The sequence below is a fragment of the uncultured Sphingomonas sp. genome (assembly GCF_964237335.1).
Classification (GTDB): domain Bacteria; phylum Pseudomonadota; class Alphaproteobacteria; order Sphingomonadales; family Sphingomonadaceae; genus Sphingomonas.
On the sequence record NZ_CAXSHM010000006.1, the window covers coordinates 1 to 23,854 of the forward strand.

A 23,854-nucleotide genomic window follows, 5' to 3' on the forward strand; every position below is an offset into this window, starting at 1 on the left:
CGGGTGAGCTCGACGCGGTCCGGCAGCAGGATCAGCGGCGTCAGGCAGACCTGGTCAACGATGCCGCCGCGCCGCTCGAACTGCCATGCCGCCAGCGGCCTAGCGGTGGACCGGACGACCTCCAGCGCACGCGCGACCCTTGTCGTGTCGGCGGACGCCAGACGGGCTGCCGCCCCCGGGTCCTCCCGCCCGAGCGCCTCGTGAGCGTCGGCGACGGACAAGGCGCGGACGGCAGCGCGGATCGCGGGATCGATCGGCGGGACCGGCGCGATGCCGTCGAGCAACGTGCGCAGGTAGAGCCCGGTGCCCCCGACGAGGATCGGCAGGCGATCGGCCGCCCACGTCTCCTCGATCGCCAGCGTCGCATCGGCCGCCCAACCGGCGGCGTTGGAGGAGCAGGCACCGTCCACATAGCCGAACAGCCGGTGCGGTACGCGGGCCTCCTCCTCGGGCGACGGCCGCGCGGTCAGGACGCGCAGGTCGCGATAAACCTGGCTCGCGTCGGCGTTGATGATCGTGCCGCGGTGCTGCTCGGCCAGCGCCAGCGCCAACGCGGACTTGCCGCTCGCGGTCGGCCCTGCGATGACGACGAGGGGAGGGAGTGTCACGCTCTTATCCCCGTCCGTGCTGAGCTTGTCGAAGGACGTGCCACTCGCGCCTTCGTTCGAGGCGGTAGCGCGTGTTTCGACAAGCTCAACACAAACGGGTCTTTGGGGATAATGTCTCGGCCATGTTCATCGCAACGCTTGTAGCAGCGGGAGCCCTCCCCAAAGAACTGGTGCTCGCGGCAGGCAGTCGTCTGCTGCAAGCTGGCTGCGGTCCCGATCCATTTAGCTGGATTGAGTACGGACAAGCCGCCGATATCCCCTTCCAGTGGGGGCTGACGACCGCCTGTAGCGAATTGCACAGGTTGGCTGAAGGTGTCGACGTGGTCGTTCAGCCCTCCGGGTGTCGCGAGAAGAAGCTGCTCGTTGCCGACATGGATTCCACCATGATCACGGTGGAGTGTCTCGACGAGCTCGCCGATTACGCCGGGATCAAGCCGCAGATCGCCGCGATCACCGAGGCGGCAATGCGGGGCGAGCTCGGTTTCGCAGGTGCGCTCGATGCGCGGGTGGCGCTGCTCGCCGGGCTGGACGAGCGGGCGATCGATCGCTGCCTCGCCGAGCGTGTGCACCTGATGCCGGGCGCGGCCGAGCTGGTGGGCACCATGCGCGCGCGGGGCGCGTACACCGTGCTCGTGTCGGGCGGCTTCACCCGCTTCGCCGAACCGGTCGGGCGGAAGCTCGGCTTCGATCGGGTGATCGCCAACCGGCTGGAGATCGCCGACGGCCGGCTGACCGGCACGGTCGCCAAGCCGATCGTCGACGCCGCCACGAAGCGCGCGACGCTGATCGAGGAACGGACGCGGCTAGGCCTGGGCGACGATGCGACGCTGGCGGTGGGTGACGGCGCGAACGACCTCGACATGATCCGTCTGGCCGGACTGGGCGTCGCCTTCCATGCCAAGCCGGTGGTCGCCGCCAGCGCCGCGGCGCGGATCGACCATTGCGACCTAACCGCGCTCCTCTACGCGCAGGGCATCCCACGCGCCGACTGGGTGCAGTCAGGGCACCACGACACAGCTTGACTCAGCGGCATGGCAGGCGCGCTCGGCATCGGCCCTGGTAGCGAACGGACCGGCCTGGAGCCGCGTGACCCCGCCCGCCTTGGCATAGCTGGGCTGCCCACCGACGCGCCCGGCGACCTTGGCCCATAGCGCATGCGCATTGCCCTCGTCTCGGAACGCGCCGAGCTGCACCCGCCAACGTCCGCCCGTCGCCACCGCCAGGCGAGGATGGAGCGGCTTGTCATGTGGCAGGGTTGCCGCAGCAGTGTGCCGCTCCGGCTTTGGCTGGACCACCACGGCAGGCGCCGGTCCTGCATCGGTCAGCGGCATACCATGTGTTCCGGGCGGCGACAGGCGCTTCGATGCGGACGAGGGCGGCAGATCGGCCGTCGCGATCGAGCCTGGTGCTGGCCGGTCAATGCGAGGGGTGGTTATGGCGTGGGCGGGAGCCGGGAGTTGTCCGATCGGGCCACCGACGCCGCGCACGGCCGACGGGGTCGCGAGCGCCGCCATCTGCGCCGATCGGCCCTGGTCGGCGATGCGGGTCGCGAGCGCGATACCCTGCTGGCGCTGTTCGGGGCTGAGATAACCATCCATCTGGGCGAGTGTCTGCGACGCCTGCGGCAGCCCCTGCTGCGACGAACGATTGACCAGCCCATAGGCGCGGACCCAGTCCTTGGGCACCGCGTCGCCGTTGAACAGCATGTCGCCCAACACGAGCTCGGCACGCCTCTCGTCGCGGGCGACCGATTTCTCCAGCCACGGCAGCGCGTCGGCCGCGTGGCCGTCCTGGAACAGCGCGAGCCCGAGATTGTCCTGCGCCATCGTGTGCCCCTGCGCAGCCGCCTTCTCATACCAGGACTCGGCTTGAGTAAGATCGGCCGGGACCCCGCGCCCCAGCTTGTACGCTTGCCCCATGTTGTATTCGGCGTCGGGATCGCCCGCGAGAGCGGGGCCGCGCCACTCGGCGACGGCGCGCGCATAGTCGCCCCGGTTCCAGGCGTCGACGCCCGCCTTGACGTCGGCGAGCGCGGGGACGGCGGCCGTTGCCATCGTTCCTGCCACCAGCCAGCGCCAGATCATCCGTGTCCTCGTCATGACCGTCCCCGCCTCGCCACGTGGCCTTATCATGACGCGTCCGCGCGCGAATGGCAAAGGCGGCGTTCACCTCAGTCCCGGAGCGGTACGGCGACGCGTTAACCCGATGTTAGCGCCCCCCGTGCGACCCAGCCGATCGAATAACACCACGGGGGCACATGCGCGTTCTGGCCTTGGCATCGCAGAAGGGGGGATCGGGCAAGACGACCTTGTCCGGGCATCTCGCCGTCCAGGCGCAGGCGGCGGGCGCGGGTCCCGTGGTCCTGATCGATATCGATCCGCAAGGCTCGCTCGCCGACTGGTGGAACGAGCGCGAGGCGGAGTATCCGGCGTTCGCCCAGACCACCGTCGCGCGGCTCGCCGCCGATCTGGAGGCGCTGCGCCATCAGGGCTTCAAGATGGCGGTGATCGACACGCCGCCCGCCATCACCATGGCGATCCAGAGCGTGATCGCGGTCGCCGAGCTGATCGTCGTGCCCACGCGCCCGAGCCCGCACGACCTGCGCGCCGTCGGTGCCACGGTTGATCTATGCGAGCGCGCCGGCAAGCCGCTGGTGTTCGTCGTCAACGCAGCGACCCCCAAGGCCAAGATCACCTCGGAAGCCGCCGTGGCGCTGTCGCAGCACGGCACGGTCGCGCCGATCACGCTGCACCAGCGCACGGACTTCGCCGCGTCGATGATCGACGGGCGCACGGTGATGGAGGTGGACCCGAAGGGCAAATCCGCCGCCGAGGTCGCGGCGCTGTGGGTCTATGTCGCCGACCGGCTCGAGAAGAACTTCCGTCGCACGGTTTTCGCCGCGCCCAATTCGGCCGCGGGCCGGTTCGCGGGCAGCGGGTTCGGCCGGCGCGGGGTGGCGTGATGCTGGGCGGCATCCGGCCGATCGCGACGCTGTCGTCGGGCCTCCTCGCCCGCAAGGGCCATGCGCGTCCGGCGATGCGGCCGCAGGGGTTCGCCGGACCGATCGTGCCGACGGTCGACGATCTTGGCTGGAACGACATGGGTGCCCCCGAACCGGCAGCCGAGCCATCGGCACTGCCCGCCTCAGAGGAGAGACCGGTCGTGGACCTGCCCCCCGTCCTGGTCGAACGATCCGTGCTGCTGGACGAGGTGGCCCGGATCGTCCCGTCGGAGCCCGCCGCCTCGGCACTTGTTGCCCTGATCCACCCCGACATCGCCCGTCCCGATATCGCCCGCACCGGCAAGGCTGCCTTCACGCTCCGGCTGGCGGCCGATCGTCACTTGCGCCTGCGCCTGGCCGCCGCCGTCACGCATCGGTCCGCGCAGGCCATCGTCACCGAAGCGCTCGACGCCTTTCTGTCCACGCTGCCCGAGGTGGAGGAACTCGCCGGGCGATGCTCCACGCCGGATCTATTGGGAAACCGCTCATGAACAAGCACTCCATCGTCTCGCTGTCACTGTCCGCCCTGATGCTGGGCGGCTCGGTGGTGGGTTGCGCGGGCGGCGGTGACCATGTCGCCTCCGCCGGCGACATGAGCCCGAAGGTCGCGGCGACCGCGGCCGATCAAGCCGGCAAGGCCCTGGTGCGCGGTCGCGCGGACGAGGCCGTGCGGCTTTCCGAGCAGGCCGTCGCCGCCCGACCGCAGCAGGTCGATTACCGCCTCCTGCTCGGGCAAAGCTATCTGAAGGCCGGTCGCCTGACCTCGGCGAGCCAGGCGTTCGCGGACGTGCTGCGGCTTCAGCCCGACAACGGCAAGGCCGCGCTCAACCTGGCTTTGGCGCAGACCGGGCTGGGCGACTGGGCCGGCGCGCGCACGACGCTGGACGCCCACGCGGCCACCATACCCGCTGCCGATCGTGGCCTGGCGATGGCGCTGGCGGGCGATCCCTCCGGAGCGGTGGAGCTGTTGACGGCGGCGGTCCGGTCGCCGGACGCCACCGTCAAGACGCGTCAGAACCTGGCCCTCGCCCTCGCGCTCGCCGGTCATTGGGCGGAGGCCAAGATGGTCGCCGCGACCGATCTTGCTCCAGCCGATGTTGATCGCCGGATGATGCAATGGGCTGCGTTCGCCCGGCCCGCTGGCGCGGCCGATCAGGTGTCCTCGCTGCTCGGCGTGGTACCGGTAGTCGACGCGGGGCAGCCGGTAGCGCTCGCGCTCGTCGCCCCCGCGTCGATCGGAGCCGAGCCTGTCAAGGTTGCAGACGCCCCGGTCGCGGTCGCACCGGAAGCCGCACCCGTCGAAGTGGCGGCGAGCCCTGTTCCGGTCAGCCCGGTCGTCGCGACGCCAGAGCCGCTGTCCACCAAGCCCGCGCCGGGGGATCATGACGTCGCTCTGGCGGCATCGTCGCCCCAGCCGGCGCGCGTCGCGTCCGTCCGCCACGCCGCGACCGGCAAGTGGTTTGTCCAGATCGGTGCGTTCCAGTCCGCGGGCATAGCGCGCAACGGCTGGACTCTGGCGTTGCGACGCGATGCGGCGCTCAGGGGGCTGATGCCGGAGGGCACCGGGTTTCGGGCACATACCGGTCAGGTCTATCGCCTGTCGGTGGGCGGCTTTTCGCGCGGCCAGGCGGATGCGATGTGCCGAAGCTATCGCGCGCGGGGCGGCGCCTGCTTCGTCCGGTCCGCGGCCGGGGACCAGATCGCGCAATGGGCGCGCAAGGACGTCCAGTTCGCGTCGCGCTGACGTCTAGCCTGCGATCTCCCGTCCGCCCTTCCACAGTCGCAGCGCGCGACCCTGAACCGGCAGGCCATCGAACGGCGTGTTGCCGGCAAGGCCGGGCAGCGTTTCGGCGTCGATCAGCCAGGGCCGGTCGGGATCGACCAGCACCAGGTCCGCCGGCGCGCCCGGCTCCAGCGTGCCGGCCGCGACCCCCAGCACGCGCGCGGGGTTGGCCGCGAGCAGCGCGAAGAGCCGGTCGATCGTCACCAACCCGTCGCGCACCAGCGTCAGCGCGAGCGCGAGCAAGGTAGCCGCGGCCGCCATGCCGGGGCTGGCATCGGCGAACGGCAGCCGCTTCTCCTCCGGCCCGCGCGGGTCGTGGCCCGAGGCGAGGACGTCGATCGTCCCGTCGGCGATGGCCGCCAGCACCGCGCCCCGGTCCGCCTCGTCGCGCAGCGGCGGCGAGAGGCGGGCGAAGGTGCGGAAGTCGCTGACCGCGATATCCGACAGCAGGAAATGCGCGGGCGTCACACCGCAGGTGACCTGCACACCCCGGCGCTTGGCGGCGCGGACCAAGTCGAGCGCCGCCGTGGTGGTCACCTGCCGGATGTGCAGCCGGGCGCCGGTCTCCTCCGTCAGCATCAGATCGCGCGCGACCGCCAGCGCCTCGGCGAGCCCAGGCGCGGCGGGCAGGCCCAGACGGGTGGCCGTCTCGCCCTCGGTCGCCACCGCCTCGCCCACCAGGCCGCCGTCCTCCCCGTGCGCGATCACCGCCAGGTCGAGATCGCGCGCATAGGCGAGCACGCGACGCATCACGCCCGCGTCCGCGATCCAGCCGATGCCAGTCCCCAACGCCCGCGCCCCGGCAGCGCGGCACATCGCCGCCTCCGCCAGTTCGGTGCCGGCGAGCCCGCGCGTGGCGGCGGCGATCGGGTGGATCCACAGGTCCGGCTTGCCGATCAGTGCCGCGCGCTGGACGAGGCCCGGTCCGTCCAGCACCGGTGACTGGTCCGGCATCAGCCCCACGCGGGTGATCCCGCCCGCCCGGCACGCCGCGCGGTCGATCGCGAACACGCCGAGGTCGACGATGCCGGGCGCGAGCAGCTTGCCCCGGCAATCGACCACCTGCGCGTCGGCTGGCACCTCGACCGGCCCGGCCGCCGCGATCGCGCCGCCGACGGCCAGCAGCGACCCCTCGCGGACGCCTCCGACCGGACAGACCAGCCGCGCGTTGACGAACGCGACGACAGTCGAGCCCGCGCTCACGCCCATCCCTCCACCCCGCGCGCGGCCCTCGTCAGCACGTCAAGGCAGGCCATGCGGACCGCGACGCCCATCTCCACCTGCTCGGTAATCGCCGAGCGTAGCGGATCGTCGGCGACGGACGAGCTGATCTCGACACCGCGGTTCATGGGTCCGGGGTGCATCACCAGCGCGTCCGGCTTGGCGCGCGCCAACCGCTCCGGCGTCAGCCCGTAGCGGGCGTGGAACTCGCGTGGGGAGGGGACGTAGGCGCCCGCCATCCGTTCGGTCTGCAGCCGCAGCATCATCACCACGTCCGCGCCGTCGAGCGCACGGTCGAAGTCGCTGAACGGCTCCGCGCGCATCCGTTCGATCGCGGCGGGCATCAGCGTCGAGGGCGCACACACCCGAACCTCGGCGGCCAGTGCCGACAGCGCCAGGATGTTCGACCGCGCGACCCGGCTGTGCAGCACGTCGCCGCAGATCACCACCCGCTGCCCCGCGACGCTGCCGCGCCGCCGCCGGATCGTCAGCGCGTCGAGCAGCGCCTGCGTCGGATGCTCGTGCCGCCCGTCGCCCGCGTTGATGACGGGGCAGTCCACCTTGTCGGCGATCAGCCGCACCGCGCCGGAGCTTGCGTGCCGGATCACGATCGCGTCGGCGCGCATCGCATTCAGCGTCTGCGCCGTGTCGATCAGCGTCTCACCCTTCTTCACCGAGCTGGTCGAGCCGTGCATATCGATCACGTCCGCGCCCAGCCGCTTGCCGGCGATAGCGAACGACAGCAATGTCCGCGTCGAGTTCTCGAAGAACGCGTTGATGACGGTCAGGCCCGCCAGCCTCTTGTCGGGCGCCGACCCGCCGCCGTGGCCGCGCGAGCGGTTCGCCTCCACCCATCCTTCCGCCTCGTCGAGCAGGAAGCGGATCTCGTGCGGCGCCAGGCCCGCGATGCCGGTCAGGTGCCGGTGCGGGAAGACGGCGCGTCCCGCGATCATCGTTCCGGGGCGGTGGTCCGAGCGGGTCATCGAGGGCGGCGCCTAGCCCGTGGCGCATCGTCCGGCAATGTACCGCTTGGCGGGGACTGGCGGACCGCCGCGGCTTGCGGCAGGGTGTCGCCGTCACAGGAGCGGGCGAATGGGCTGGTTCACACGATCGTCGAGGCTAAGCGACACCCAGATCGCACGCGATCGCGAATGGGGTATGGCGCTCGCCGCCGGCACGCTGCCCGCCCATGTCCAGCAGCGCCTGGGTGAGGCGCGGGCCGGGCGCGCGGCCTGGGTCGCGACAATGACGCCGGCCGAGCTGCTGCTGGGGAAAAGCCACGGCATCCGCCCTGTCGCGACGGTGTCGGGCACTTGCTGGTTCCAATATGGCTGGAGCTGGACGGAGGGTCATGCGCACGGCTGGCACACCGCGCTCGACCGGTTGCGGCAGGAGGCGCGGGCGGCGGGCGCGAATGCGGTGGTGGACGTGCGGATGCGGACGCTAAACCATCGGATGGGCGCGAGCATGGACTTCACGCTGATCGGCACCGCCGTCCGCATCGACGGCCTGCCCGCCAGCCCCGATCCCGCCGTCGCGACTGTCCCTGCGCTGGAGTTCGTGCGGCTGCTGGAAGCGGACATCGTGCCCGTCGGCATCGCGGTCGGCGCCCAATACGACTGGTTTCCACCACAATGGGGAAGCGGTCTTGGGAGCGGCGGCTGGGGTGCCGGCTGGCAGACGAACCGCGCGATCAACTCGTGGAGCTCGCAGGCGCTGCCCGAGCTGACGCAGTTCTGGGAGCGAATCCGCCGCGACGCGCATGCCGAGTTGCGCAAGGCGGCGGCGAGCCAGGGCAACGGCGTTCTCGCGCACACGCACTTCGGCCAGCTGATCCGGCAGGAGCGCGACAAGCAGCCGCCGCGCTATCTCGGCCGGCATATCGTGATCGGCACTGTGGTCGACACGCGGGCGGGCGCCCCCGTGCCGATGGCGATCGAGCCGGTGGTAGACATGGTGGACGGGCCGAGCCCGCTGGCACGCAGCGACGGCCCGCGGCACAGCGGCTATGGCGATCTGGGCGATACGGAAGGGGCGATCTGATGAGCGACGATCTGTCGACGAAGGCGGGGGCGATCCCGCAGCATGCGCTGGCCCGATTGCAGGGGCTGCGGCGCGAGGGGCACCCGGGCGGCATCTTCACGTCCGACTTCACGGTCAACGAGTTCCTGCTGGTCCGCAAGGCGGGATTCGAGCCGGTGGGCCTTTGCGTCGGATCGTGCATCTATCACCTGGGCTTCCAGTTCGCCGGCTGGTCGCCGAGCGTCGAGCTGGAGACGCTGTCGACCGCGATGTACGAGGCGCGTGCTTTGGCGATGGAGCGGATGCGGCAGGAGGCCGCGAACATGGGCGCGGACGGCATCGTCGGCGTGCGGCTGACGGTGAAGCGGCTGGAATGGGACAGCAAGGTGCTGGAGTTCGTCGCGATCGGCACCGGCATCGTCCACGCCGGCGGTCAGACGGCATTCAAGGGGCCGAACGGCCAGCCGTTCACCTCCGCGCTGTCGGGCCAGGACTTCTGGACGCTACTCAAGGCCGGCTATCGCCCGCTCGAAATGGTGATGGGAAGCTGCGTCTATCACGTCGCCCGGCGCGGCCCGCTCGCATCGCTCGGCAGCGTCGGGCAGAATGTGGAGCTGACGAACTTCAGCCTCGCGCTCTACGAGGCGCGCGAGATCGCGATGGAGCGGATGCAGCTCGAGGCGACGCAGGCGGGGGCGGAGGGCGTCGTCGGCGCGGACCTGCACGAGGGCAGCCACGGCTGGGCGAGCCACGTGATCGAGTTCTTCTCGATCGGCACGGCCGTGGTGCCCATCCCGGGCCATGAGCATGACGACATCCCCGATCCGGCGCTGGTGCTGTCGGTCAACGGGTAGGAGGCGGAGTGGTGAGATCGAAGCGGTACGCTTGCTTCTGATCCTCCCCCGCCAGGGGGAGGTGGCCGGCATAGCCGGACGGAGGGGGCGGAAGGGCTGACGTTTGGGGTGCCTCCCCCTCCACCGCCTTCGGCGGTCCCCCTCCCCCTGGCGGGGGAGGATGAGGAAGAGGCGACGGTCGCGGTGTTTTTGCGGGCGTCGACGAAAGTAGGTAACAGTAGGTAACACCAAAACGCGGTGTCCGGCCGATGTCGACGGGCCGGCCGCGCGTCGATCTGGCGGGTTGCGTGAGTGCGGCGATGGGAAAGAGCGGCAACATGCTGTCACGCGATTTCCAACATCGCAAGTCCGCTCGCGTCCGACTGTTCGTACTTCGTCAGGAGAGCGAATCGCCCGCCGGAGTGTCCCCGTACTTTCCCTCCAGATATCGGTCGTGCGTCGACAGGCCGTCGGCGGCGCCGGCGCCGATCCGGCGGGTGAGGTCGGTCAGCTGGCGGTCGACGACGGCCAGTCCGTGGAGCAGCCGCGCGTCCGGCGTGGCGCCGTCGTCGCGTGCCTCGCCGCGCAGGCCCGCCGGGATCGCGCGATACTGGTCGACCAGGCCGGGCAGTTCGGTGCCGACCAGCTTGCGCAGTTCCTCGGCCGGTGCGCCGGTCTCGTCCAGCGACGCCAATTGCGGGCGCAGGCCAGCGATCCGAAGGCCGATCGCGTCGAGCAGCGTCACTGCCGGCGCGGGCAGGGCGGGGCGCTGGGTCGCCATCCAGGCCTCGGTACGGTCGGGGAGCAGCGGCAGGTCGCCGGGGCCGACGGCGGGTTCGGCCGTCCGCTTCTCGCGCCCGAGGATCGCGACGAGCGCGCAGCCGAGCAGGAGGAAGGCTATCGCGATCGGGAAGCCGGTCGGCCCGAACGGGCCGATCGCGGCGCTGAGCAGATAATAACCCGCGATTACCGTCATAGCGACTGCGCCACACCGGATTGCCAGCCGGCGCGTCCGCCGCGCCCTGATCTCGCGCAGCCGCCGCGCCTCCGCCCGGCCTTGCGGGGAGACGCGGCGGATCATTGCCTGTGCCTGGTTCGCCTCTGCCAGCGCGTCGTCCATCGCCTCGCCCTCGTGGTTTGCCGCCAGCCTAGGGACTGATACGACCATGCTCAACGATTCTCGGCACCGTACCAAAACCGGACGTGCCGTTTTGACCCCGCGTTGCCGATGGTCCGAAATCCTGACGCGGCGTTAACAGGCGTCATGACCAGGAACCTAGTGCTCACCAACGAAGCCGCCCGCCATCCTTTCCGCGCCTCGCTGCCGCCGCCCAAACCCGTCATCGTCTCCAATGAGGATCAGGACTGGAAGCTATTCCTGCTCAGCTTTTTCGCTTTTTTCACTTGCTTCTACACGCTGATCTTCTGATCGCGCCTTAATGGCAGGCGCGGTGCAGCTTCTGCGCGAGCCAGGCCGCGACCAGGCACATGGCGGCGACCAGGAACAGCATGTCCTGCGACCGGACACCCAGGTAGCTGATCCCGAGCACCGCGCCCGCGCCAGCGACCATCGCGGCAGAGTTGACGACGTTGTTCGCCGCCACCGTCCGTGCCGTCTGGTCCTTGCCGACCGTGGTCGTCAGGAACGCATAGAGCGGCACGACGAACATGCCGCCGAACACCGCGATCGCGGTCAGCGAGCCCAGCACCGGGATCGCTCGCGGCTGCACGATGAATTCGCTCCAGGCGTATAGATGCCCCGCCGGCGCCGGCACCCATAGCCGCACGACGAACGAGAAGACGATCACGCACACCCCCATCGCGATGATCGAGGCGGGCGCATAGCGGGCGGAGATATGCCCCTTCAGCAGCGTGTTGATGACCACCGATCCGATCGCGATGCCGATCGACAGCGTGGCGAAGAACAGGCTCGCCACCTCCTGCGTCGTCGTCAGCACGTTCTTCACCAGCGGCGGGAAGATGATGATGAGCACCGCGCCGATCGTCCAGAACAGGCTGATCGAGCAGATCGCCAGGAACAGTCGCGGGATGTGCAGCGTCGCGCGGATCAGCCGCCATGACGAGGTGAACGGGTTGAAATTGACGCGCAACCGAGGTCCCATGCGCGGCGCTGCCGGGATCGCGCGGGCGGTGAACCAGCCGATGCCCGCGACCGCCAGCACCAGGATCGCGGTCGCCTCGATCGGCATCCAGCCCGCCAATATCGTGCCGAGCAGGATCGACAGATAGGTGCCAGCCTCGACCAGGCCGGTGCCGCCCAGCACGTCATCCTCGTGCAGATGCTGCGGCAGGATCGCGTATTTGATCGGGCCGAAGAAGGTCGAATGGACGCCGAGCAGGAACACCGCACCCAGCATCAGGATCAGGCTGGTATGCGCATGGCCGCGCTCGGCAACCAGCAACCCCGTCGCGCCCAGCAGCATGATGCCGATCTCGGCCGTCTTGACGATCCGGACGATGAACGCCTTGTCCAGCGTGTCGGCAAGCTGCCCCGCCAGCGCGGACAGCAGGATGAAGGGCAATGTCGAGATGCCGAACGCCAACGCGCTGAAGCTCGCCTCCGCGCGCGGATCGTGGAAGATGCGATAGGTCGCGAACAGCACCATCGCCTGCTTGAACAGATTGTCGTTGAACGCGCCCAGGAACTGGGTGCCGAACAGCGGCAGGAACCGGCGTTTCCTCAGCAATCCCAACGCATTGATCATGGCAGGCGGCGGATCCGGTTCGTGAAGACCCTGTCAGTCATCCGTCAGGCATAGCCGCGCCGGGCGCCCGCGCCAACGCCCGATCGCCATGCGATGCGGCTGCCAGATCGCGATGCATGGCGCTTGGCGCTCCGGCGGCGGCGGCGTAAAGCAGCCGTCGATGCTGACGCTTCCCAACCTGCTGACGCTCTCGCGCATCGTCGCCGTGCCGCTGCTGGTGGCGCTGTTGTGGTGGCCGCACTGGCCGTTGGGCTATGCGCTGGCGTTCGCGCTCTACTGCCTGATGGGCATCACCGATTATTTCGACGGCTATCTCGCGCGCGCGCAGGGGGCGGTGTCGCGGCTCGGCGTGTTCCTCGATCCGATCGCGGACAAGATCATGGTCGCCGCCGTCATCCTGATGCTGGTCGGCACGCGGCACGACGATGCGGCGCTCATCACCGGGCTGCCGCTGATCGCCGCGCTCATCATCCTGCTGCGCGAGATCGCGGTGTCGGGCTTGCGCGAGTTCCTAGCCGGCATCCAGGTGTCGCTGCCGGTGTCGAAGCTCGCCAAGTGGAAGACGACGCTGCAACTCGTCGCGTTCGGCGCACTGATCCTCGCCGGCGCGGTGCCGGATCGGCCGTGGGTCAAGGAGGTGGGACTCGCCTGCCTGTGGGCGGCGGCGGCGCTGACACTGGTGACGGGCTGGGATTACCTGCGCGTCGGTCTGAAGCACATGGACTGAGCCATTGATCCGCCTGGTCTATTTCTCCTGGGTGCGCGAGGCGATCGGGGCAGGCGAGGAGCTGCTAGATGCGCCGCCCGACGTCGCGACGGTGGACGCGCTCATCGACTGGCTCGCCACGACGAGCGCGGGCCATGCACGCGCGTTCGCGGACCGCGGCCGGTTGCGCGCGGCAGTGGACCAGGTCTTCGTGGAGCTCGACGCATCGATCGAGGGCGCGCGCGAGATCGCGGTCTTCCCGCCGGTTACCGGTGGCTGAGGGTGCGATGATCCGCGTTGCCGTCCAGCGCGAGCCGATCGACGTCGCGGCCGAGCTGGCGGCGATCGAGGCGACGGGGGCGGGCGGCATCGCCACCTTCTCCGGCCACGTCCGCGCCGACGACGGGGTGGCGACGCTGGAGCTGGAACATTATCCGGGCGCGACCGAGGCGGCGCTGATGCGCCTCGCGGAGGGCGCGGTCGCCCGCTGGTCGCTGACGGGCGCGAGCGTCGTCCACCGCGTCGGGCCGATGACGCCGGGGACACGCATCGTGCTGGTGATCGCCGCCGCCCCGCATCGCGCCGCCGCGCTGGAGGCGTGCGCATATCTGATCGATCGGCTGAAGACCGATGCGCCGTTCTGGAAGCGGGAGGTGCGGGGCGACGCGGCGCGCTGGGTGGAGGCGCGCGGGACGGACGACGCGGCGGCGGCGCGGTGGGGGTGAGTTTCCATCCGTCACCCCGGCCGTGTGCCGGGGTCCAGCGTCGGCCGCGGTCCACCATCTGACGATCGAGGGTCAGGGCTCGCACGAAGCTGGATCCCGGAACAAGTCCGGGATGACGACAGGTGTTTATCGATCGGACGTCGAAGCCACACCCGGTTCGATCGACCGCGGTGCGACGATGCCGTCGAGCAGGATCAGGTCGCCATCCGTGGCCCCGGTCTTGCCAGCGACTCTCGCGATCCGGCGATCCGCATCGACGAAGGCGATCGTCTCGCGGGGATCGCCTGCGACGTGCAGCGGCTCGCCTTCGAGCGTCGGGACGGGGGCGCCCGTCGTCGCCCGCGCCGCCAGCGTGTCGGCGGACAGGGCGCCCGGCGCGACCCAGAAATGCAGCAGGTGCAGCAGCGACGGCCGGTTGCCCGGGAGTAGCAATGCCTTCACCGTCCCAGGTGCCAGCCGCGCGAACGCAGCGTCTGTGGGGGCGAGGACCGTCACCGGTCCGCGGCCCGCAATCAGCGCATTGAGACCGCCGGCCGCGGCCAGCGCGCGGAACCGCGACAGCTCCGGCTCTCCGGCGATCAGCGCCGCGAGCGGCTGGCGCGCGACGAAGGTGTCGGCGGCGGGCCCATTGGGTGCCGGCCGTTCCTCCGCCTGCTCGGGCAGGATCGGGCGGCGAGCAGCCGGCGCGACGCACCCCGCCAGCGCCAGCGTTGCCGCCAAAGTCGCCGCCGCCCTCATTCGCCCCACCCTCACGCCAGCGTCGCCAGCACATCGGCGAGCAGCCGGAAGTCCTTCTCGCGCGGGCTTGCGCGACGCCAGACCAGCGCGATCTCGCGGCTGGCGCCCGCGGCGGCGAGCGGCCGGGCGGTGACGCGGGTGTGGTCAAGGATGCCCGCGTCGATCGCCATGCCCGGCAGCATCGTCACGCCGAGCCCATTGTCCACCATCTGCACGATCGTGTGGAGCGACGTGCCCAGCATCGTCGCCTCGCCGCGCAGCTCCGGGCGGTTGCATGCGGCGAGCGCATGCTCCTTCAGGCAGTGCCCGTCCTCCAGCAGCAGCAGCCGCGTGGGGTCGATCGCCGAGGCCGGCACCTCCGCGTCCGCCGGCGGCCCCGCGCCGTCTGGGAAGGCGACGAACAGCGGGTCGCGGAACAGCGGCGCCACCATGACATCGCCGCACGTATAGGGCAGCGCGAGCAGCACGCAGTCGGCGCGTCCATGGTTCAGCCGCTCGCAGGCCGGCCCGCTCGGCTCCTCGCGCAGGTATAGCTTGAGGTCGGGATAATCCTGCCGGAGCCGCGGCAGGATGCGCGGCAGCATGAACGGCGCGATGGTCGGGATCACGCTCATCCGCAGCTCGCCCGACAGCGGGCGCCCGGCCGCGCGGGCGAGGTCGCCGAGCTCGTCCGCCTCGCGCAGCACGCGGCGCGCCTTGTCAGCGATCGCCTCGCCCACCGCGGTGAAGCGGACGATCCGGCGCGTGCGCTCCACCAGCGTCACGCCGATCAGCGTCTCCAGCTCGCGCAGCCCGGCGGACAGCGTCGACTGGGTCACGAAACACGCCTCCGCCGCGCGCCCGAAATGGCCGTGGTCGCGCAACGCCACCAGATAATGCAACTGCTTGAGCGTCGGCAGATAGGTCGCCGCCATGATGCCACCGGTCCGAAGGGAAGCGCACGCATAGCGCTGCGTCGCGCCGGCGCCAGCCCCGGGAAGTGTCCGACCGTTGCGATGCTGGCAATCGCGCCGGGACGGTCCTATGTCGCGCTGGCCACGCAGTGGGCGCCAGGGGAATGTCGATGATCGGTGATCTGGTCCGCTATCTCGATTCGATCCGGGCGCGCGATCCGGCCCCGCATTCGCGGGCGGAGGTGCTGACCTATCCCGGCGTCTGGGCGCTCGGCTGGCACCGGGTGGCGCATGCGCTGTACCGCCGGCGGCTGTTCCTGCTCGCGCGGATTGTCAATCACTGGTCGCGGATGATGACGGCGATCGACATCCACCCGGGCGCTACCATCGGCCGCCGCTTCTTCATCGACCATGGCTTCGTCGTGATCGGCGAGACGTCGCACATCGGCGACGACGTGACGATCTACCAGTGCGTGACGCTGGGCGGCACCTCGCCCGACGACGGCGTCCCGGGCAAGCGGCATCCGACGATCGCGGACGGCGCGATCATCGGCTCGGGTGCGCAGGTGCTGGGGCCGATCACCGTCGGCCCGCGCGCGCGGATCGGCGCCAATGCGGTGGTGACGCGCAGCGTGGCGGAGGGCGCTGTGATGGTCGGCATCCCGGCCCGTCCGACAACGGTCGCCGGTGGCCGCGCAGAGCCGGCGCCGTTCCTCGCCTATGGCACGCCGTGCCGCGAGATGTTCGACCCCGCGACGCAGAAGGTGGAGCTGCTACGCTGCGAGCTGGAGACGATGCGCCGGCGATTGGATGCGATGCTGGCGGCGGAAGAGGGTTGGAGCGGGCAGGGGCGGGAGCGCGATCGCGCCTGATGGGCACCGTCATGCCCTTTCCGCTGCAGCCGGGCCGCGCGGTCCTGCAGGTGGGGTTCGAGCGCGCGGAGCTCGCCCGCATCCTCGATCTCTACGGCCGGATGGTCGCGGCCGGGCATTGGCGCGACTATGCAATGGAGTTCGGGCGCGACGCGGCGGTGTTCTCCGCCTTTCGCCGCACCGCCGAGCGGCCGGAGGTCCGCGTGGAGAAGCGCCCGGCGCTGCGCGCGCGCCAGGGCATGTGGGCGCTGGTCGGCGAGGCGGGAGTGGTGCTCAAGCGCGGGCATGATCTGATGCCGGTGCTGGCCCCGGTCGAGCGCCGCCTGATGAAGCTGGTCGACGACTGACACGAAAAGGGCGCCCGAACCATGGTGGTCGGGCGCCCTGTCGTTGTCGGGTGCTAGTGCGCCCGGCGCTTACTTCTTGCCGCCGCGCTCGACGCAGCCGTCATACTGGCCCTTCTTGCAGGGCGGGTAGCTCGTCTTGGGCGCGGGCGCCGGATAGGCCTGCGACGGGCTGGGCGCGGGCTGGTACGTCGGCTGTACGCCCGGAGTCATCGTGCCCTGCATCGCCGGGCCGCTCGGCTGATAGCCGCCCGCCGGGGTGCCGGCCGACATCGGCTGCTGCATCGGCGCCTGCTGCATCGACGGATCACCGCCGGCCGGTGCCGCCTGCGCCGGTGCCGCGCTCGCGTCGGCGGGCGGGGTGGCGGTCGACGGGTCGGGCGCGGTCGTCGTGGGCGTCGTCTGGCCGGGCGTCATCTGGGCCATGCCCATCGCGGGCAGCGCGAGGGCGGCGGTCGCCGCGAGTAGGATGAGCTTCATGTCGTTCTCCTAGATCGGTAGCGCAGACAACCGTCCACTGCGCACCCCGGCCAACGCATCATGCCCGACTTGGGTCCTTCGTTTCGGTAGCGGTTCGGCTGCAGTCGGCTGGCGGTGCCGTTCAACCCGCGTCCGGATCGGCATCGAGCGAATAGCCAGCCGAGCGCACCGTGCGGATCAGGTCGACGCCGCCGCTGGCGTTCAGCGCCTTGCGCAGCCGGCGGATGTGGACGTCGACGGTGCGGATCTCGATCTCGCTGTCATGGCCCCACACCGCGTCGAGCAGCCGCTCGCGAGAAAAGACCCAGCCTGGATGCTCCAGGAAATGGCGAAGCAGCCGGAACTCGGTCGGCCCCAGTGCGACCGCCTCGCCGTTGCGGCGGACGCGGTGCGAGACCGTGTCCATCTCGACGTCGACATAGCTCATCACCTCGCCCGCCAGCGCAGGCCGCACCCGGCGCAGTACCGCGGCGACGCGCGCCACCAGTTCCCGCGGGGAGAAGGGCTTGGTGACGTAATCGTCCGCGCCCGTCTCCAGCCCGCGCACCCGATCCTCCTCCTCGCCGCGCGCCGTCAGCATGATGATCGGCACGTTGGCGGTGCCGGGCAGGCGGCGCAGTTGGCGGCAGACCTCCAGCCCCGACAGGCCCGGCACCATCCAGTCGAGCAGCACCACGTCCGGCGCCTTCTCGCGCGCCAGCAGCAGCGCCTCCTCGCCGTCGGCGGTGCGCGACACGCCGAACCCCTCGCGCTCGAAATGGAACGCCACCAGTTCGGCGATCGCGGGATCGTCCTCCACCAGCAGCAGCGTCGCGCGAGGCATACGGCGTCCTCCCCTCAGCCCGCGGCGGCGCCGCGCTGCCGGTCCGTCATCTGCTCGCCGGTGGCGGCGAAATACACCATTTCTGCAAGGTTGGTCGCATGGTCGCCGATCCGTTCGAGGTTCTTGGCGACGAACAGCAGGTGCGCGGCCTGCTCGACCGTCGCCGGGTTGGCGGCCATATGCTCGACGAGCGTCCGGAACACGCCGGCGTGGACCTCGTCCAGCGCCTGGTCCCGCCGGCAGACCTCGGCGGCGGAGGCGGGGTCGCGCGCGGCGAAGGCATCGAGCGCGTCGCGCACCATCTCGCCCGCCATCCGCCCCATTGACGGAAATGCGTCCGGCGGCCGCAGCCGCGCGTCGGTCGCGATCAGCGGCACGCGCTTGGCGATGTTCTTGGCATAGTCGGCGATCCGCTCGATCACCGCCGCGATCTTGAGCGCGGCGATCGCCTCGCGCAGGTCGATGCCGCCGGGCACGCCGCGGGCGAGGATGCGGACCACCGCGCGCTCCACCTCCGCCGCCATGGCATCGATCCGGCGGTCGGCGGCGCGGATCGAGGTGGCAAGCTCGGTATCGCCGCGCGACAGCGCGGTCATCGCCTCAGCGATCGCCTGTTCGGCAAGGCCGCCCATCTGCGCCACCAGCCCGCGCAGCCGCCGGATGTCGTCGGACGGCGGCACCCCACGTTCGGGCCCGATCCCGTTCTGAAGCCCGATGCCGGTCGCCATGTCGCCTTATTGCCCCTCGCCGCCGCCACACCGCCTGAAGGAGGCGCGTTGCCCTTTTATGACAAGCCGTTCCGTGGCGGTTCTTCTCGTCGATTGTCAAAGCTTAGCGCCTCGCGCGATCGGCGATGTGTCCGATCATCTCCTCGGTGGAGCCTGTCTCGCCGAACCGCTTGAAGACGCGCTCGACGCAGTTCGCGTGGACGACCGGGTCCATGTCGGTCATCGCGTCGATCGCCAAAGTGACGTTGAAGCCCAGCTCGTACGCCTGCCGTGCGGTCGTCTCGATGCCCGTTCCGGTCGCTACGCCTGCGATGACGACCTGGCTTATGCCCTCACCGCGCAACCAGGCGTCGAGGCCAGTCGCCGTGAACGCGCCCGGCGATCGCTTGGTGATCAGCCGGTCGGAGGGCTGCACATGAAGCGCGGGCACCAGCTCGGTCCACCCGGGGAACTGCGGGATCGCAGGCGCCTGTTCGCGTCGGCCCGGCGCTCCGCCGTCGGTGTTCACCAGGATCACGGGAAGGCCAGCGGCCCGGAACGCGTCGGCCAGCATCGCCGCTCGCGCCGCGACATCCTCGAACAGGTCGGCGAACGGCAATCGCGCGAGACCCGCCTGGAGGTCAATGACGATTAACGCCGTCCGCGGATCGATGCAGCTGACCGTCATGTGCCTGCTCCCGTGCCGAAGATGCCGTCGGTCAAACTCGATCGGGGGTCACGATCGCCCGCGGCGCGGCGGCCGGCAGCGTCGCGCTGACCCGCGTGCCCTCTCCGGGGGTGCTCGCGATCTCCAGTCGGCCCCGGTGCCGCTCGACGATGTGCTTCGCGATCGCAAGACCGAGCCCGGTGCCGCCGAGCGACCGGCTGCGCGCGGAGTCGACCCGGAAGAACCGCTCGGTCAGCCGCGGCAGATGCTCGGGCGCGACGCCCTCGCCCTCGTCGGCGACGGTCAGCCGCCACGATGCGGAGCCCACGCCTTCGACCCGGACCGTCACCGGCGTACCCAGCCGCCCGTATTTCATCGCGTTGCCGACGAGGTTGTGGAGGAGCTGCGACAATTGCGTCCCGTCGCCCGCCACCTCCGCCGGTCCGTCCGGGCACTCGATCACCAGGTCCGCGCCGCGCCCGTCATGCGCGTCGCGGCGCTCGCGGCAGACCAGCGTCGCGAGCGCGGCGAGGTCGACGACGTCGGACGGCGCGCGATATTGCTCGGCCTCGATCCGCGACAGCGAGATCAGGTCGTCGATCAGCCGCTGCATCCGCCGCGCCTCGTCCTCCATGATGCCGAGAAACCGCTGCCGCACCGCTACCGGCGGCTCGCGCGGGTCGCGCAGCGTCTCGATATAGCCGAGCAGCGAGGCGAGCGGCGTACGCAGCTCGTGGCTCGCGTTGGCGACGAAATCGACGCGCATCCGTTCGGCGGCATGTGCGGCGCTGCGGTCCGCAAGCTGCACGACGCGGCGGTTTCCCGACAGCGCGGCAACTCGCATCTCCCACCGCCGCTCGCGTCCGCCGAGCCCTGAGAGGATCATCGGCTCGGGATCGGCGTCGTCCAGTCGCTCGGCCGCACCCGGGTTGCGCAGCGCCACGCGTGCGTCCTCGCCCAGAATATGATCGCCCAGCAACGTCAGTGCGGCGGCGTTCGCATGCGTGACGGTGCCGTCCGCCACCACCAGCACCGGCTCCGCGATCGCGTCCACCACTTCGCCGGCAAGCGGCTCGCTCGCGGCCGCGGCGATGGCGACAGGGGCGGAAGCCCGCTTCGAGGTCCATGTGGCGACCAGTCCGACGACGAGGGAGACCAGCGCTGCCGGCACGCTGCCGGTCGTCACGAACACGGTTTCCGCCCCGGCGAGCACGAGCAACGACAGAAGCAGGGTACGCGCCATCACTCTCCCTAACGCCCGACGTCCCGTTGCGGAACGCCCACGTCGCTTGAATAGGCTTCACCAGTGTGAAAGAGCGATGGTGCGAAAGGAGGGGCCATGGACGATCACGAACCCGATCACCGGTCCGCGCGCTCCGTCGACGCGTCGCTTCCGACCGAGATGGCGCCGACATCAACGCGGCGTCGCGCGCTGATGCTCGGCGCGGTCGGGGCGGCGGCGGTGGTGTCGATCCGCCCGGCGCTCGCGCAGACGCATGCGTCCGTCCTCACCTGCGAGATCCCGGTGCCCGACGCGGGCCGCGCGGGCAGCTACATCGCCGCCGACGGCACCACCGTCCCCGCCGGCACCGCGGGCGCCTTCGCGCCGCCCGGCCACGCGCTGAAGGGCGAGGACGTGCGCCAGGCGCTGTCGGGCGGCGGAACGCTGCCGGGCGTCGAGTATCAGCGCAGCCAGGCGTATATGAACTATATACGTCGGTTGCAGCGCGGCACCGGCGGTTTCACCTGCTTCGCCTCGTTGCAGATGCCGCGCGGCTGAGCCGATGCCGCCGGTCGCGGGGGCCACGCCGCGCTACCGTGCCGCGCGCGCCGAGGTGCTGCGGATCGAGCCGCTCGGCGACGGGCTAACCGCCGTCTTCCACCGCGCGTCGGGCATCACCCACCTGCTGGCCGAACCCGCGCCGGAGATTCTAGCGGCCTTGGCCGACGAGTGGCTGACGCAGGCTCGGCTGTTGGAGCGGCTGAGCGAGACATTCGACCTTGCCGGCGACACGGGTGTGCTGTCCGGGCGGCTGGACGAGTTGGTGGCGGCGGGCCTGGTCGAGGGGCGCGCGGCATGAGGCATGCGTTCGGCGTTCGCGTCGGGCCGTTCGGCTTCCGGGTGGGATCGGACTGGCGCGCGCCGATCGCGGCGCTGGAGCGGCTGTACGCCGGCTATCCGGGGTGCGAGCTGCCCGACGCCACCGTCCGGCTGGAGGCGGCGCGGCCGTGGCGGCGGTGGCTGCGCCCGGCGGTGACGATCGCGGGCGACTGGTGGCTGCCCGGCACCGCGCCGCTGCCGCTCGCGCAGGGCCTGCTGGCGGCCGAGATGGGAATGAACCTCCAGATCGCATTGGGTTGCCGGCGTTTCCTGCTGCTGCACGCGAGCGTCGTGGAGCGGGGCGGACGGGCATTGGTGATGACCGGCGAGTCCGGATCGGGCAAGTCGACGCTGGCCGCGCTGCTGTCGACCAGGGGCTGGCGACTGCTCGCCGACGAGTTCGCGCTCGTCGAGCCGGCGACCGGCCTCGTCCACCCATTCCCGCGCCCGATCAGCCTGAAGAACGCGTCGATCGTGCTGCTCGCGGGCGCGGTGCCGGCCGCGAGGCTCGGGCCGCTGATGATCGGCACGCCCAAGGGCGACGTGCGGCATCTGGTGCCCGACGCCGACGCGATCGCGCGGATGGACGAGGCCGCCATGCCGGCGCTGCTGCTGTTCCCCCGCTTCGGCGCCGCGCGCGCGATCCGGCCGGTAGGGCCAGGCGAGGTGTTCGTGCGGCTGACGCAGGCGTCGACCAACTATCATGCGCTCGGCGAGCCGGGGTTCGACGCGCTGCTGCGCATCGTGCGCGAGGTGCCGGCGCGGGCGATCGACTATCCCGACACGGCGAGCGCGCTGGCGCTGGTGGACAATCTGTGGCGCTGAACCCAGCCTGGCTCCTCGCCCGCGCGCTCACCGACCCAGCTTCGACGGCGGGCCTGGACGCGGCCGGCTGGACGCGGCTGTTGACGGTCGCGCGCGCCGAACAGTTGATCGGCTCGCTTGCGCATCGGCTGCACGGCTTGCCGCTGCCCGGTCGCGTCGCGGCGATCCTGGCGGACGCGCGCTCCGCCGCCGAACAGGGCAGGATGGCGGCGCTGTGGGAGGCGGAGATGGCGCGGCGCGCGCTCGGCGACCTCGGCATCCCCGTCTTGCTGCTCAAGGGCACGGCCTATGTCGCCGCCGGGCTGTCGGCGGGGCAGGGCCGGTCGATCGGCGACCTCGACCTGCTGGTGCCCGCCTCGGCGCTCGCGGACGCGGAGACGGCATTGCTCGCGGCCGGGTGGGAGTGGGTGAAGGCGGACGCCTATGACGACGCCTATTACCGGCGCTGGATGCACGAGCTGCCGCCGCTGATCCACCGCGAGCGCGATCGGATGGCGGACGTTCACCACACGATCCTGCCCCCGACCGCGCGGCGGACGCCCGATGCGGCGGCGCTGATCGCCGACGCGGTGCCGCTCGGCGAGGCACCGGGAGGCCTGTCGGTGCTGTGCCCGGAGGACATGGTCGTCCATGCAACGCTGCACCTGTTCGCCGACGGCGATCTGGCGGGCGGCCTGCGCAACCTGTGGGACATCGACCGGCTCTTGCGCGAGTTCGCGGATGCGCCGGGCTTCTGGCCGCGGCTCGACGCGCGGGCCGGGCGTCATGACGCCATCGGATTGGTGGATCGCGCCATGCGGCAGGCGCACGCGCTCTACGAGACACCGGTCCCCGAGCGATGCCGGACGCAGCGCCCGGTCGATCGCCTCTACCGCCGCCGCCTGCTCGCACGCGACGGCTGGGGACGCCAGACCCGCCCCGTGACACGCTTGGCCTTCTATGTCCGCTCGCACTGGCTGCGTATGCCGCCGGCGATGCTCGCGCGCCACCTGTGGACCAAATGGCGGGCGGGCAGGCGCTAATCCGCGCCCAGCCGCTCCAGCGCGGGCAGCAGTTCGTCGTAATGATCGATCACCGCGTCGGCGCCCAGCGTCTCGACCTGCTGATGGAGGAAGCCGAAGCTCACCGCCACTGCAGGCAGCCCGGCGTTGTGCGCGCCCTCCACGTCATAGATCGAGTCGCCGACGAACGCCGCGCGCCCGCCGCCACAGCGATGCACCATCTCCAGGATCGGCTCGGGCGCGGGCTTGCCCTTGCCGACCGTGTCGCCGCCCACCACCGCCGCGAACCGCCCCGACAGGCCGAGCGCGTCCAGCAGCTTCACCGCCAGATGCTCGACCTTGTTGGTCATGATGCCGATCGTCACGCCCCGCGTCGCCAGCGCGTCCAGCGCGTCCAGCACGCCGGGGAAGGGGCGGGTGTGGACGGCGATGTTCCCCTCGTAATAGCTCAGCAGCCGGGCCGTGAGCACGTCGAGCTGCGCGTCGGTGCAGCCGCCGGTCGCCTGCATCCCCTGCGCCAGCATGTGGCGCGATCCGCCGCCGATCATCGGCCGGATCGCCTCGACGCTCAGCATCGGGCGCCCGGCGGAGGCGAGCGCGTCGTTGACGGCGGCGGCGAGGTCTCCGCTGGTGTCGAGCAGCGTGCCGTCGAGGTCGAAGCCCACGACGCGAAAGGGGAAATCGGTCATGGCGCCCGCGCCTGACAGCATCGGGCTGGTCATGGCAAGGTGCCCGTGGCACCCCCGCCGCGCAGCAATCAGGCCAGCAGTCTGGAGTG

At 70.9% G+C, this 23,854-nt stretch carries 30 protein-coding genes; 16 read left to right on the forward strand and 14 right to left on the reverse strand.

What is annotated here, in order from left to right:
• The coding region (locus tag ACFE65_RS04820; RefSeq protein WP_375381213.1) for a tRNA (adenosine(37)-N6)-dimethylallyltransferase at nt 1–608 on the reverse strand (608 nt) is incomplete at its 3' end.
• Between the two features lie 122 nt (nt 609–730).
• On the opposite strand from ACFE65_RS04820, the gene serB reads away from it, so the two are divergent.
• Nucleotides 731–1,630, forward strand: coding sequence for a phosphoserine phosphatase SerB (gene serB / locus ACFE65_RS04825; RefSeq protein WP_375381214.1), 900 nt, complete (start codon nt 731–733; stop codon nt 1,628–1,630).
• On the opposite strand, the gene ACFE65_RS04830 is transcribed toward serB, so the two are convergent.
• A complete protein-coding gene (locus ACFE65_RS04830; protein ID WP_375381215.1) occupies nt 1,607–2,707 on the reverse strand; it encodes an SPOR domain-containing protein in 1,101 nt (366 codons plus the stop codon). The two genes, serB and ACFE65_RS04830, sit on opposite strands and share 24 nt — an antisense overlap.
• Before the next feature lie 158 nt (nt 2,708–2,865).
• On the opposite strand from ACFE65_RS04830, the gene ACFE65_RS04835 reads away from it, so the two are divergent.
• Genes ACFE65_RS04835 through ACFE65_RS04845 form a run of 3 tightly spaced genes read left to right on the forward strand, consistent with a single transcriptional unit; the run spans nt 2,866 to nt 5,353 of the window.
• Nucleotides 2,866–3,570: an AAA family ATPase gene (locus ACFE65_RS04835; protein ID WP_375381216.1), complete on the forward strand. Its 705-nt coding sequence runs from the start codon at nt 2,866–2,868 to the stop codon at nt 3,568–3,570.
• Nucleotides 3,570–4,100, forward strand: coding sequence for a hypothetical protein (locus tag ACFE65_RS04840; RefSeq protein WP_375381217.1), 531 nt, complete (start codon nt 3,570–3,572; stop codon nt 4,098–4,100). The genes ACFE65_RS04835 and ACFE65_RS04840 overlap by 1 nt, the downstream gene beginning before the upstream one ends.
• On the forward strand, nt 4,097–5,353 hold the full coding sequence (locus ACFE65_RS04845) for a tetratricopeptide repeat protein (RefSeq protein WP_375381218.1): 1,257 nt from the start codon (nt 4,097–4,099) through the stop codon (nt 5,351–5,353). The genes ACFE65_RS04840 and ACFE65_RS04845 overlap by 4 nt, the downstream gene beginning before the upstream one ends.
• Before the next feature lie 3 nt (nt 5,354–5,356).
• Here the strand turns inward: ACFE65_RS04845 and ACFE65_RS04850 are convergent, their stop codons facing one another.
• Both ACFE65_RS04850 and ACFE65_RS04855 read right to left on the reverse strand, forming a co-directional pair.
• On the reverse strand, nt 5,357–6,595 hold the full coding sequence (locus ACFE65_RS04850; RefSeq protein WP_375381219.1) for an amidohydrolase family protein: 1,239 nt from the start codon (nt 6,593–6,595) through the stop codon (nt 5,357–5,359).
• On the reverse strand, nt 6,592–7,596 hold the full coding sequence (locus ACFE65_RS04855; RefSeq protein ID WP_375381220.1) for an aspartate carbamoyltransferase catalytic subunit: 1,005 nt from the start codon (nt 7,594–7,596) through the stop codon (nt 6,592–6,594). The genes ACFE65_RS04850 and ACFE65_RS04855 overlap by 4 nt, the downstream gene beginning before the upstream one ends.
• A 109-nt stretch (nt 7,597–7,705) precedes the next feature.
• Here ACFE65_RS04855 and ACFE65_RS04860 point away from each other — a divergent pair, with 109 nt between their 5' ends.
• Entirely contained in the window at nt 7,706–8,656 is a 951-nt protein-coding gene (locus ACFE65_RS04860) for a heavy metal-binding domain-containing protein (protein ID WP_375381221.1), read from the forward strand.
• Complete coding sequence (locus ACFE65_RS04865; RefSeq protein WP_375381222.1) at nt 8,656–9,489, forward strand: heavy metal-binding domain-containing protein; 834 nt, start codon at nt 8,656–8,658, stop codon at nt 9,487–9,489. Before ACFE65_RS04860 ends, ACFE65_RS04865 begins: the two co-directional genes overlap by 1 nt.
• A gap of 376 nt (nt 9,490–9,865) precedes the next feature.
• Here ACFE65_RS04865 and ACFE65_RS04870 read toward each other — a convergent pair whose 3' ends face one another.
• Complete coding sequence (locus tag ACFE65_RS04870; protein ID WP_375381223.1) at nt 9,866–10,636, reverse strand: tripartite tricarboxylate transporter TctB family protein; 771 nt, start codon at nt 10,634–10,636, stop codon at nt 9,866–9,868.
• Nucleotides 10,637–10,747: 111 nt separating this feature from the next.
• Between ACFE65_RS04870 and ACFE65_RS04875 the strand changes: the two genes are divergently transcribed.
• Entirely contained in the window at nt 10,748–10,897 is a 150-nt protein-coding gene (locus ACFE65_RS04875; protein WP_375381224.1) for a hypothetical protein, read from the forward strand.
• A gap of 7 nt (nt 10,898–10,904) precedes the next feature.
• Here ACFE65_RS04875 and ACFE65_RS04880 read toward each other — a convergent pair whose 3' ends face one another.
• Complete coding sequence (locus tag ACFE65_RS04880) at nt 10,905–12,194, reverse strand: MFS transporter (protein WP_375381225.1); 1,290 nt, start codon at nt 12,192–12,194, stop codon at nt 10,905–10,907.
• A 160-nt stretch (nt 12,195–12,354) separates the two neighbouring features.
• Here ACFE65_RS04880 and pgsA point away from each other — a divergent pair, with 160 nt between their 5' ends.
• From pgsA to ACFE65_RS04895, 3 genes are read left to right on the forward strand one after another with little or no spacing between them, the layout of a single operon-like run.
• The gene (gene pgsA / locus ACFE65_RS04885) at nt 12,355–12,921 is read left to right on the forward strand and encodes a CDP-diacylglycerol--glycerol-3-phosphate 3-phosphatidyltransferase (protein ID WP_375381226.1); all 567 of its coding nucleotides are present in this window, start codon (nt 12,355–12,357) and stop codon (nt 12,919–12,921) included.
• Nucleotides 12,922–12,928: 7 nt separating this feature from the next.
• The gene (gene moaD, locus ACFE65_RS04890) at nt 12,929–13,180 is read left to right on the forward strand and encodes a molybdopterin converting factor subunit 1 (protein ID WP_375381305.1); all 252 of its coding nucleotides are present in this window, start codon (nt 12,929–12,931) and stop codon (nt 13,178–13,180) included.
• Between the two features lie 7 nt (nt 13,181–13,187).
• Complete coding sequence (locus ACFE65_RS04895; protein ID WP_375381227.1) at nt 13,188–13,625, forward strand: molybdenum cofactor biosynthesis protein MoaE; 438 nt, start codon at nt 13,188–13,190, stop codon at nt 13,623–13,625.
• Between the two features lie 126 nt (nt 13,626–13,751).
• On the opposite strand, the gene ACFE65_RS04900 is transcribed toward ACFE65_RS04895, so the two are convergent.
• Both ACFE65_RS04900 and ACFE65_RS04905 read right to left on the reverse strand, forming a co-directional pair.
• Nucleotides 13,752–14,363 carry a fasciclin domain-containing protein gene (locus ACFE65_RS04900; RefSeq protein WP_375381228.1) on the reverse strand — a complete coding sequence of 204 codons (612 nt, stop codon included), beginning with the start codon at nt 14,361–14,363 and terminating at the stop codon, nt 13,752–13,754.
• Nucleotides 14,364–14,374: 11 nt separating this feature from the next.
• Nucleotides 14,375–15,277 (reverse strand): hydrogen peroxide-inducible genes activator, encoded by a 903-nt coding sequence (locus ACFE65_RS04905; protein ID WP_375381229.1) that lies wholly within the window; start codon nt 15,275–15,277, stop codon nt 14,375–14,377.
• Nucleotides 15,278–15,426: 149 nt separating this feature from the next.
• On the opposite strand from ACFE65_RS04905, the gene epsC reads away from it, so the two are divergent.
• Entirely contained in the window at nt 15,427–16,128 is a 702-nt protein-coding gene (gene epsC / locus ACFE65_RS04910) for a serine O-acetyltransferase EpsC (RefSeq protein WP_375381230.1), read from the forward strand.
• Nucleotides 16,128–16,475 carry a DUF2794 domain-containing protein gene (locus tag ACFE65_RS04915; RefSeq protein ID WP_375381231.1) on the forward strand — a complete coding sequence of 116 codons (348 nt, stop codon included), beginning with the start codon at nt 16,128–16,130 and terminating at the stop codon, nt 16,473–16,475. The genes epsC and ACFE65_RS04915 overlap by 1 nt, the downstream gene beginning before the upstream one ends.
• A 69-nt stretch (nt 16,476–16,544) precedes the next feature.
• Here the strand turns inward: ACFE65_RS04915 and ACFE65_RS04920 are convergent, their stop codons facing one another.
• From ACFE65_RS04920 to ACFE65_RS04940, 5 genes are all read right to left on the reverse strand, one after another.
• A complete protein-coding gene (locus ACFE65_RS04920; protein WP_375381232.1) occupies nt 16,545–16,952 on the reverse strand; it encodes a hypothetical protein in 408 nt (135 codons plus the stop codon).
• 121 nt (nt 16,953–17,073) lie between these two features.
• Nucleotides 17,074–17,775 (reverse strand): phosphate regulon transcriptional regulator PhoB, encoded by a 702-nt coding sequence (phoB, locus tag ACFE65_RS04925; protein WP_375381233.1) that lies wholly within the window; start codon nt 17,773–17,775, stop codon nt 17,074–17,076.
• A gap of 14 nt (nt 17,776–17,789) precedes the next feature.
• On the reverse strand, nt 17,790–18,503 hold the full coding sequence (phoU, locus tag ACFE65_RS04930; protein ID WP_375381234.1) for a phosphate signaling complex protein PhoU: 714 nt from the start codon (nt 18,501–18,503) through the stop codon (nt 17,790–17,792).
• A 103-nt stretch (nt 18,504–18,606) separates the two neighbouring features.
• Nucleotides 18,607–19,170: a cysteine hydrolase family protein gene (locus ACFE65_RS04935; RefSeq protein WP_375381235.1), complete on the reverse strand. Its 564-nt coding sequence runs from the start codon at nt 19,168–19,170 to the stop codon at nt 18,607–18,609.
• A 31-nt stretch (nt 19,171–19,201) separates the two neighbouring features.
• Nucleotides 19,202–20,392: an ATP-binding protein gene (locus tag ACFE65_RS04940; RefSeq protein WP_375381236.1), complete on the reverse strand. Its 1,191-nt coding sequence runs from the start codon at nt 20,390–20,392 to the stop codon at nt 19,202–19,204.
• 159 nt (nt 20,393–20,551) lie between these two features.
• Here ACFE65_RS04940 and ACFE65_RS04945 point away from each other — a divergent pair, with 159 nt between their 5' ends.
• Genes ACFE65_RS04945 through ACFE65_RS04960 form a run of 4 tightly spaced genes read left to right on the forward strand, consistent with a single transcriptional unit; the run spans nt 20,552 to nt 23,097 of the window.
• Nucleotides 20,552–20,929 (forward strand): hypothetical protein, encoded by a 378-nt coding sequence (locus tag ACFE65_RS04945; protein WP_375381306.1) that lies wholly within the window; start codon nt 20,552–20,554, stop codon nt 20,927–20,929.
• A 4-nt stretch (nt 20,930–20,933) separates the two neighbouring features.
• A complete protein-coding gene (locus ACFE65_RS04950; RefSeq protein WP_375381237.1) occupies nt 20,934–21,230 on the forward strand; it encodes an HPr-rel-A system PqqD family peptide chaperone in 297 nt (98 codons plus the stop codon).
• Complete coding sequence (locus ACFE65_RS04955) at nt 21,227–22,075, forward strand: HprK-related kinase A (RefSeq protein ID WP_375381238.1); 849 nt, start codon at nt 21,227–21,229, stop codon at nt 22,073–22,075. The genes ACFE65_RS04950 and ACFE65_RS04955 overlap by 4 nt, the downstream gene beginning before the upstream one ends.
• Nucleotides 22,072–23,097, forward strand: coding sequence for a nucleotidyltransferase family protein (locus ACFE65_RS04960; RefSeq protein WP_375381307.1), 1,026 nt, complete (start codon nt 22,072–22,074; stop codon nt 23,095–23,097). The genes ACFE65_RS04955 and ACFE65_RS04960 overlap by 4 nt, the downstream gene beginning before the upstream one ends.
• On the opposite strand, the gene ACFE65_RS04965 is transcribed toward ACFE65_RS04960, so the two are convergent.
• Nucleotides 23,094–23,765: an HAD family hydrolase gene (locus tag ACFE65_RS04965; RefSeq protein ID WP_375381308.1), complete on the reverse strand. Its 672-nt coding sequence runs from the start codon at nt 23,763–23,765 to the stop codon at nt 23,094–23,096. The two genes, ACFE65_RS04960 and ACFE65_RS04965, sit on opposite strands and share 4 nt — an antisense overlap.
• Nucleotides 23,766–23,854: the final 89 nt, after the last annotated feature.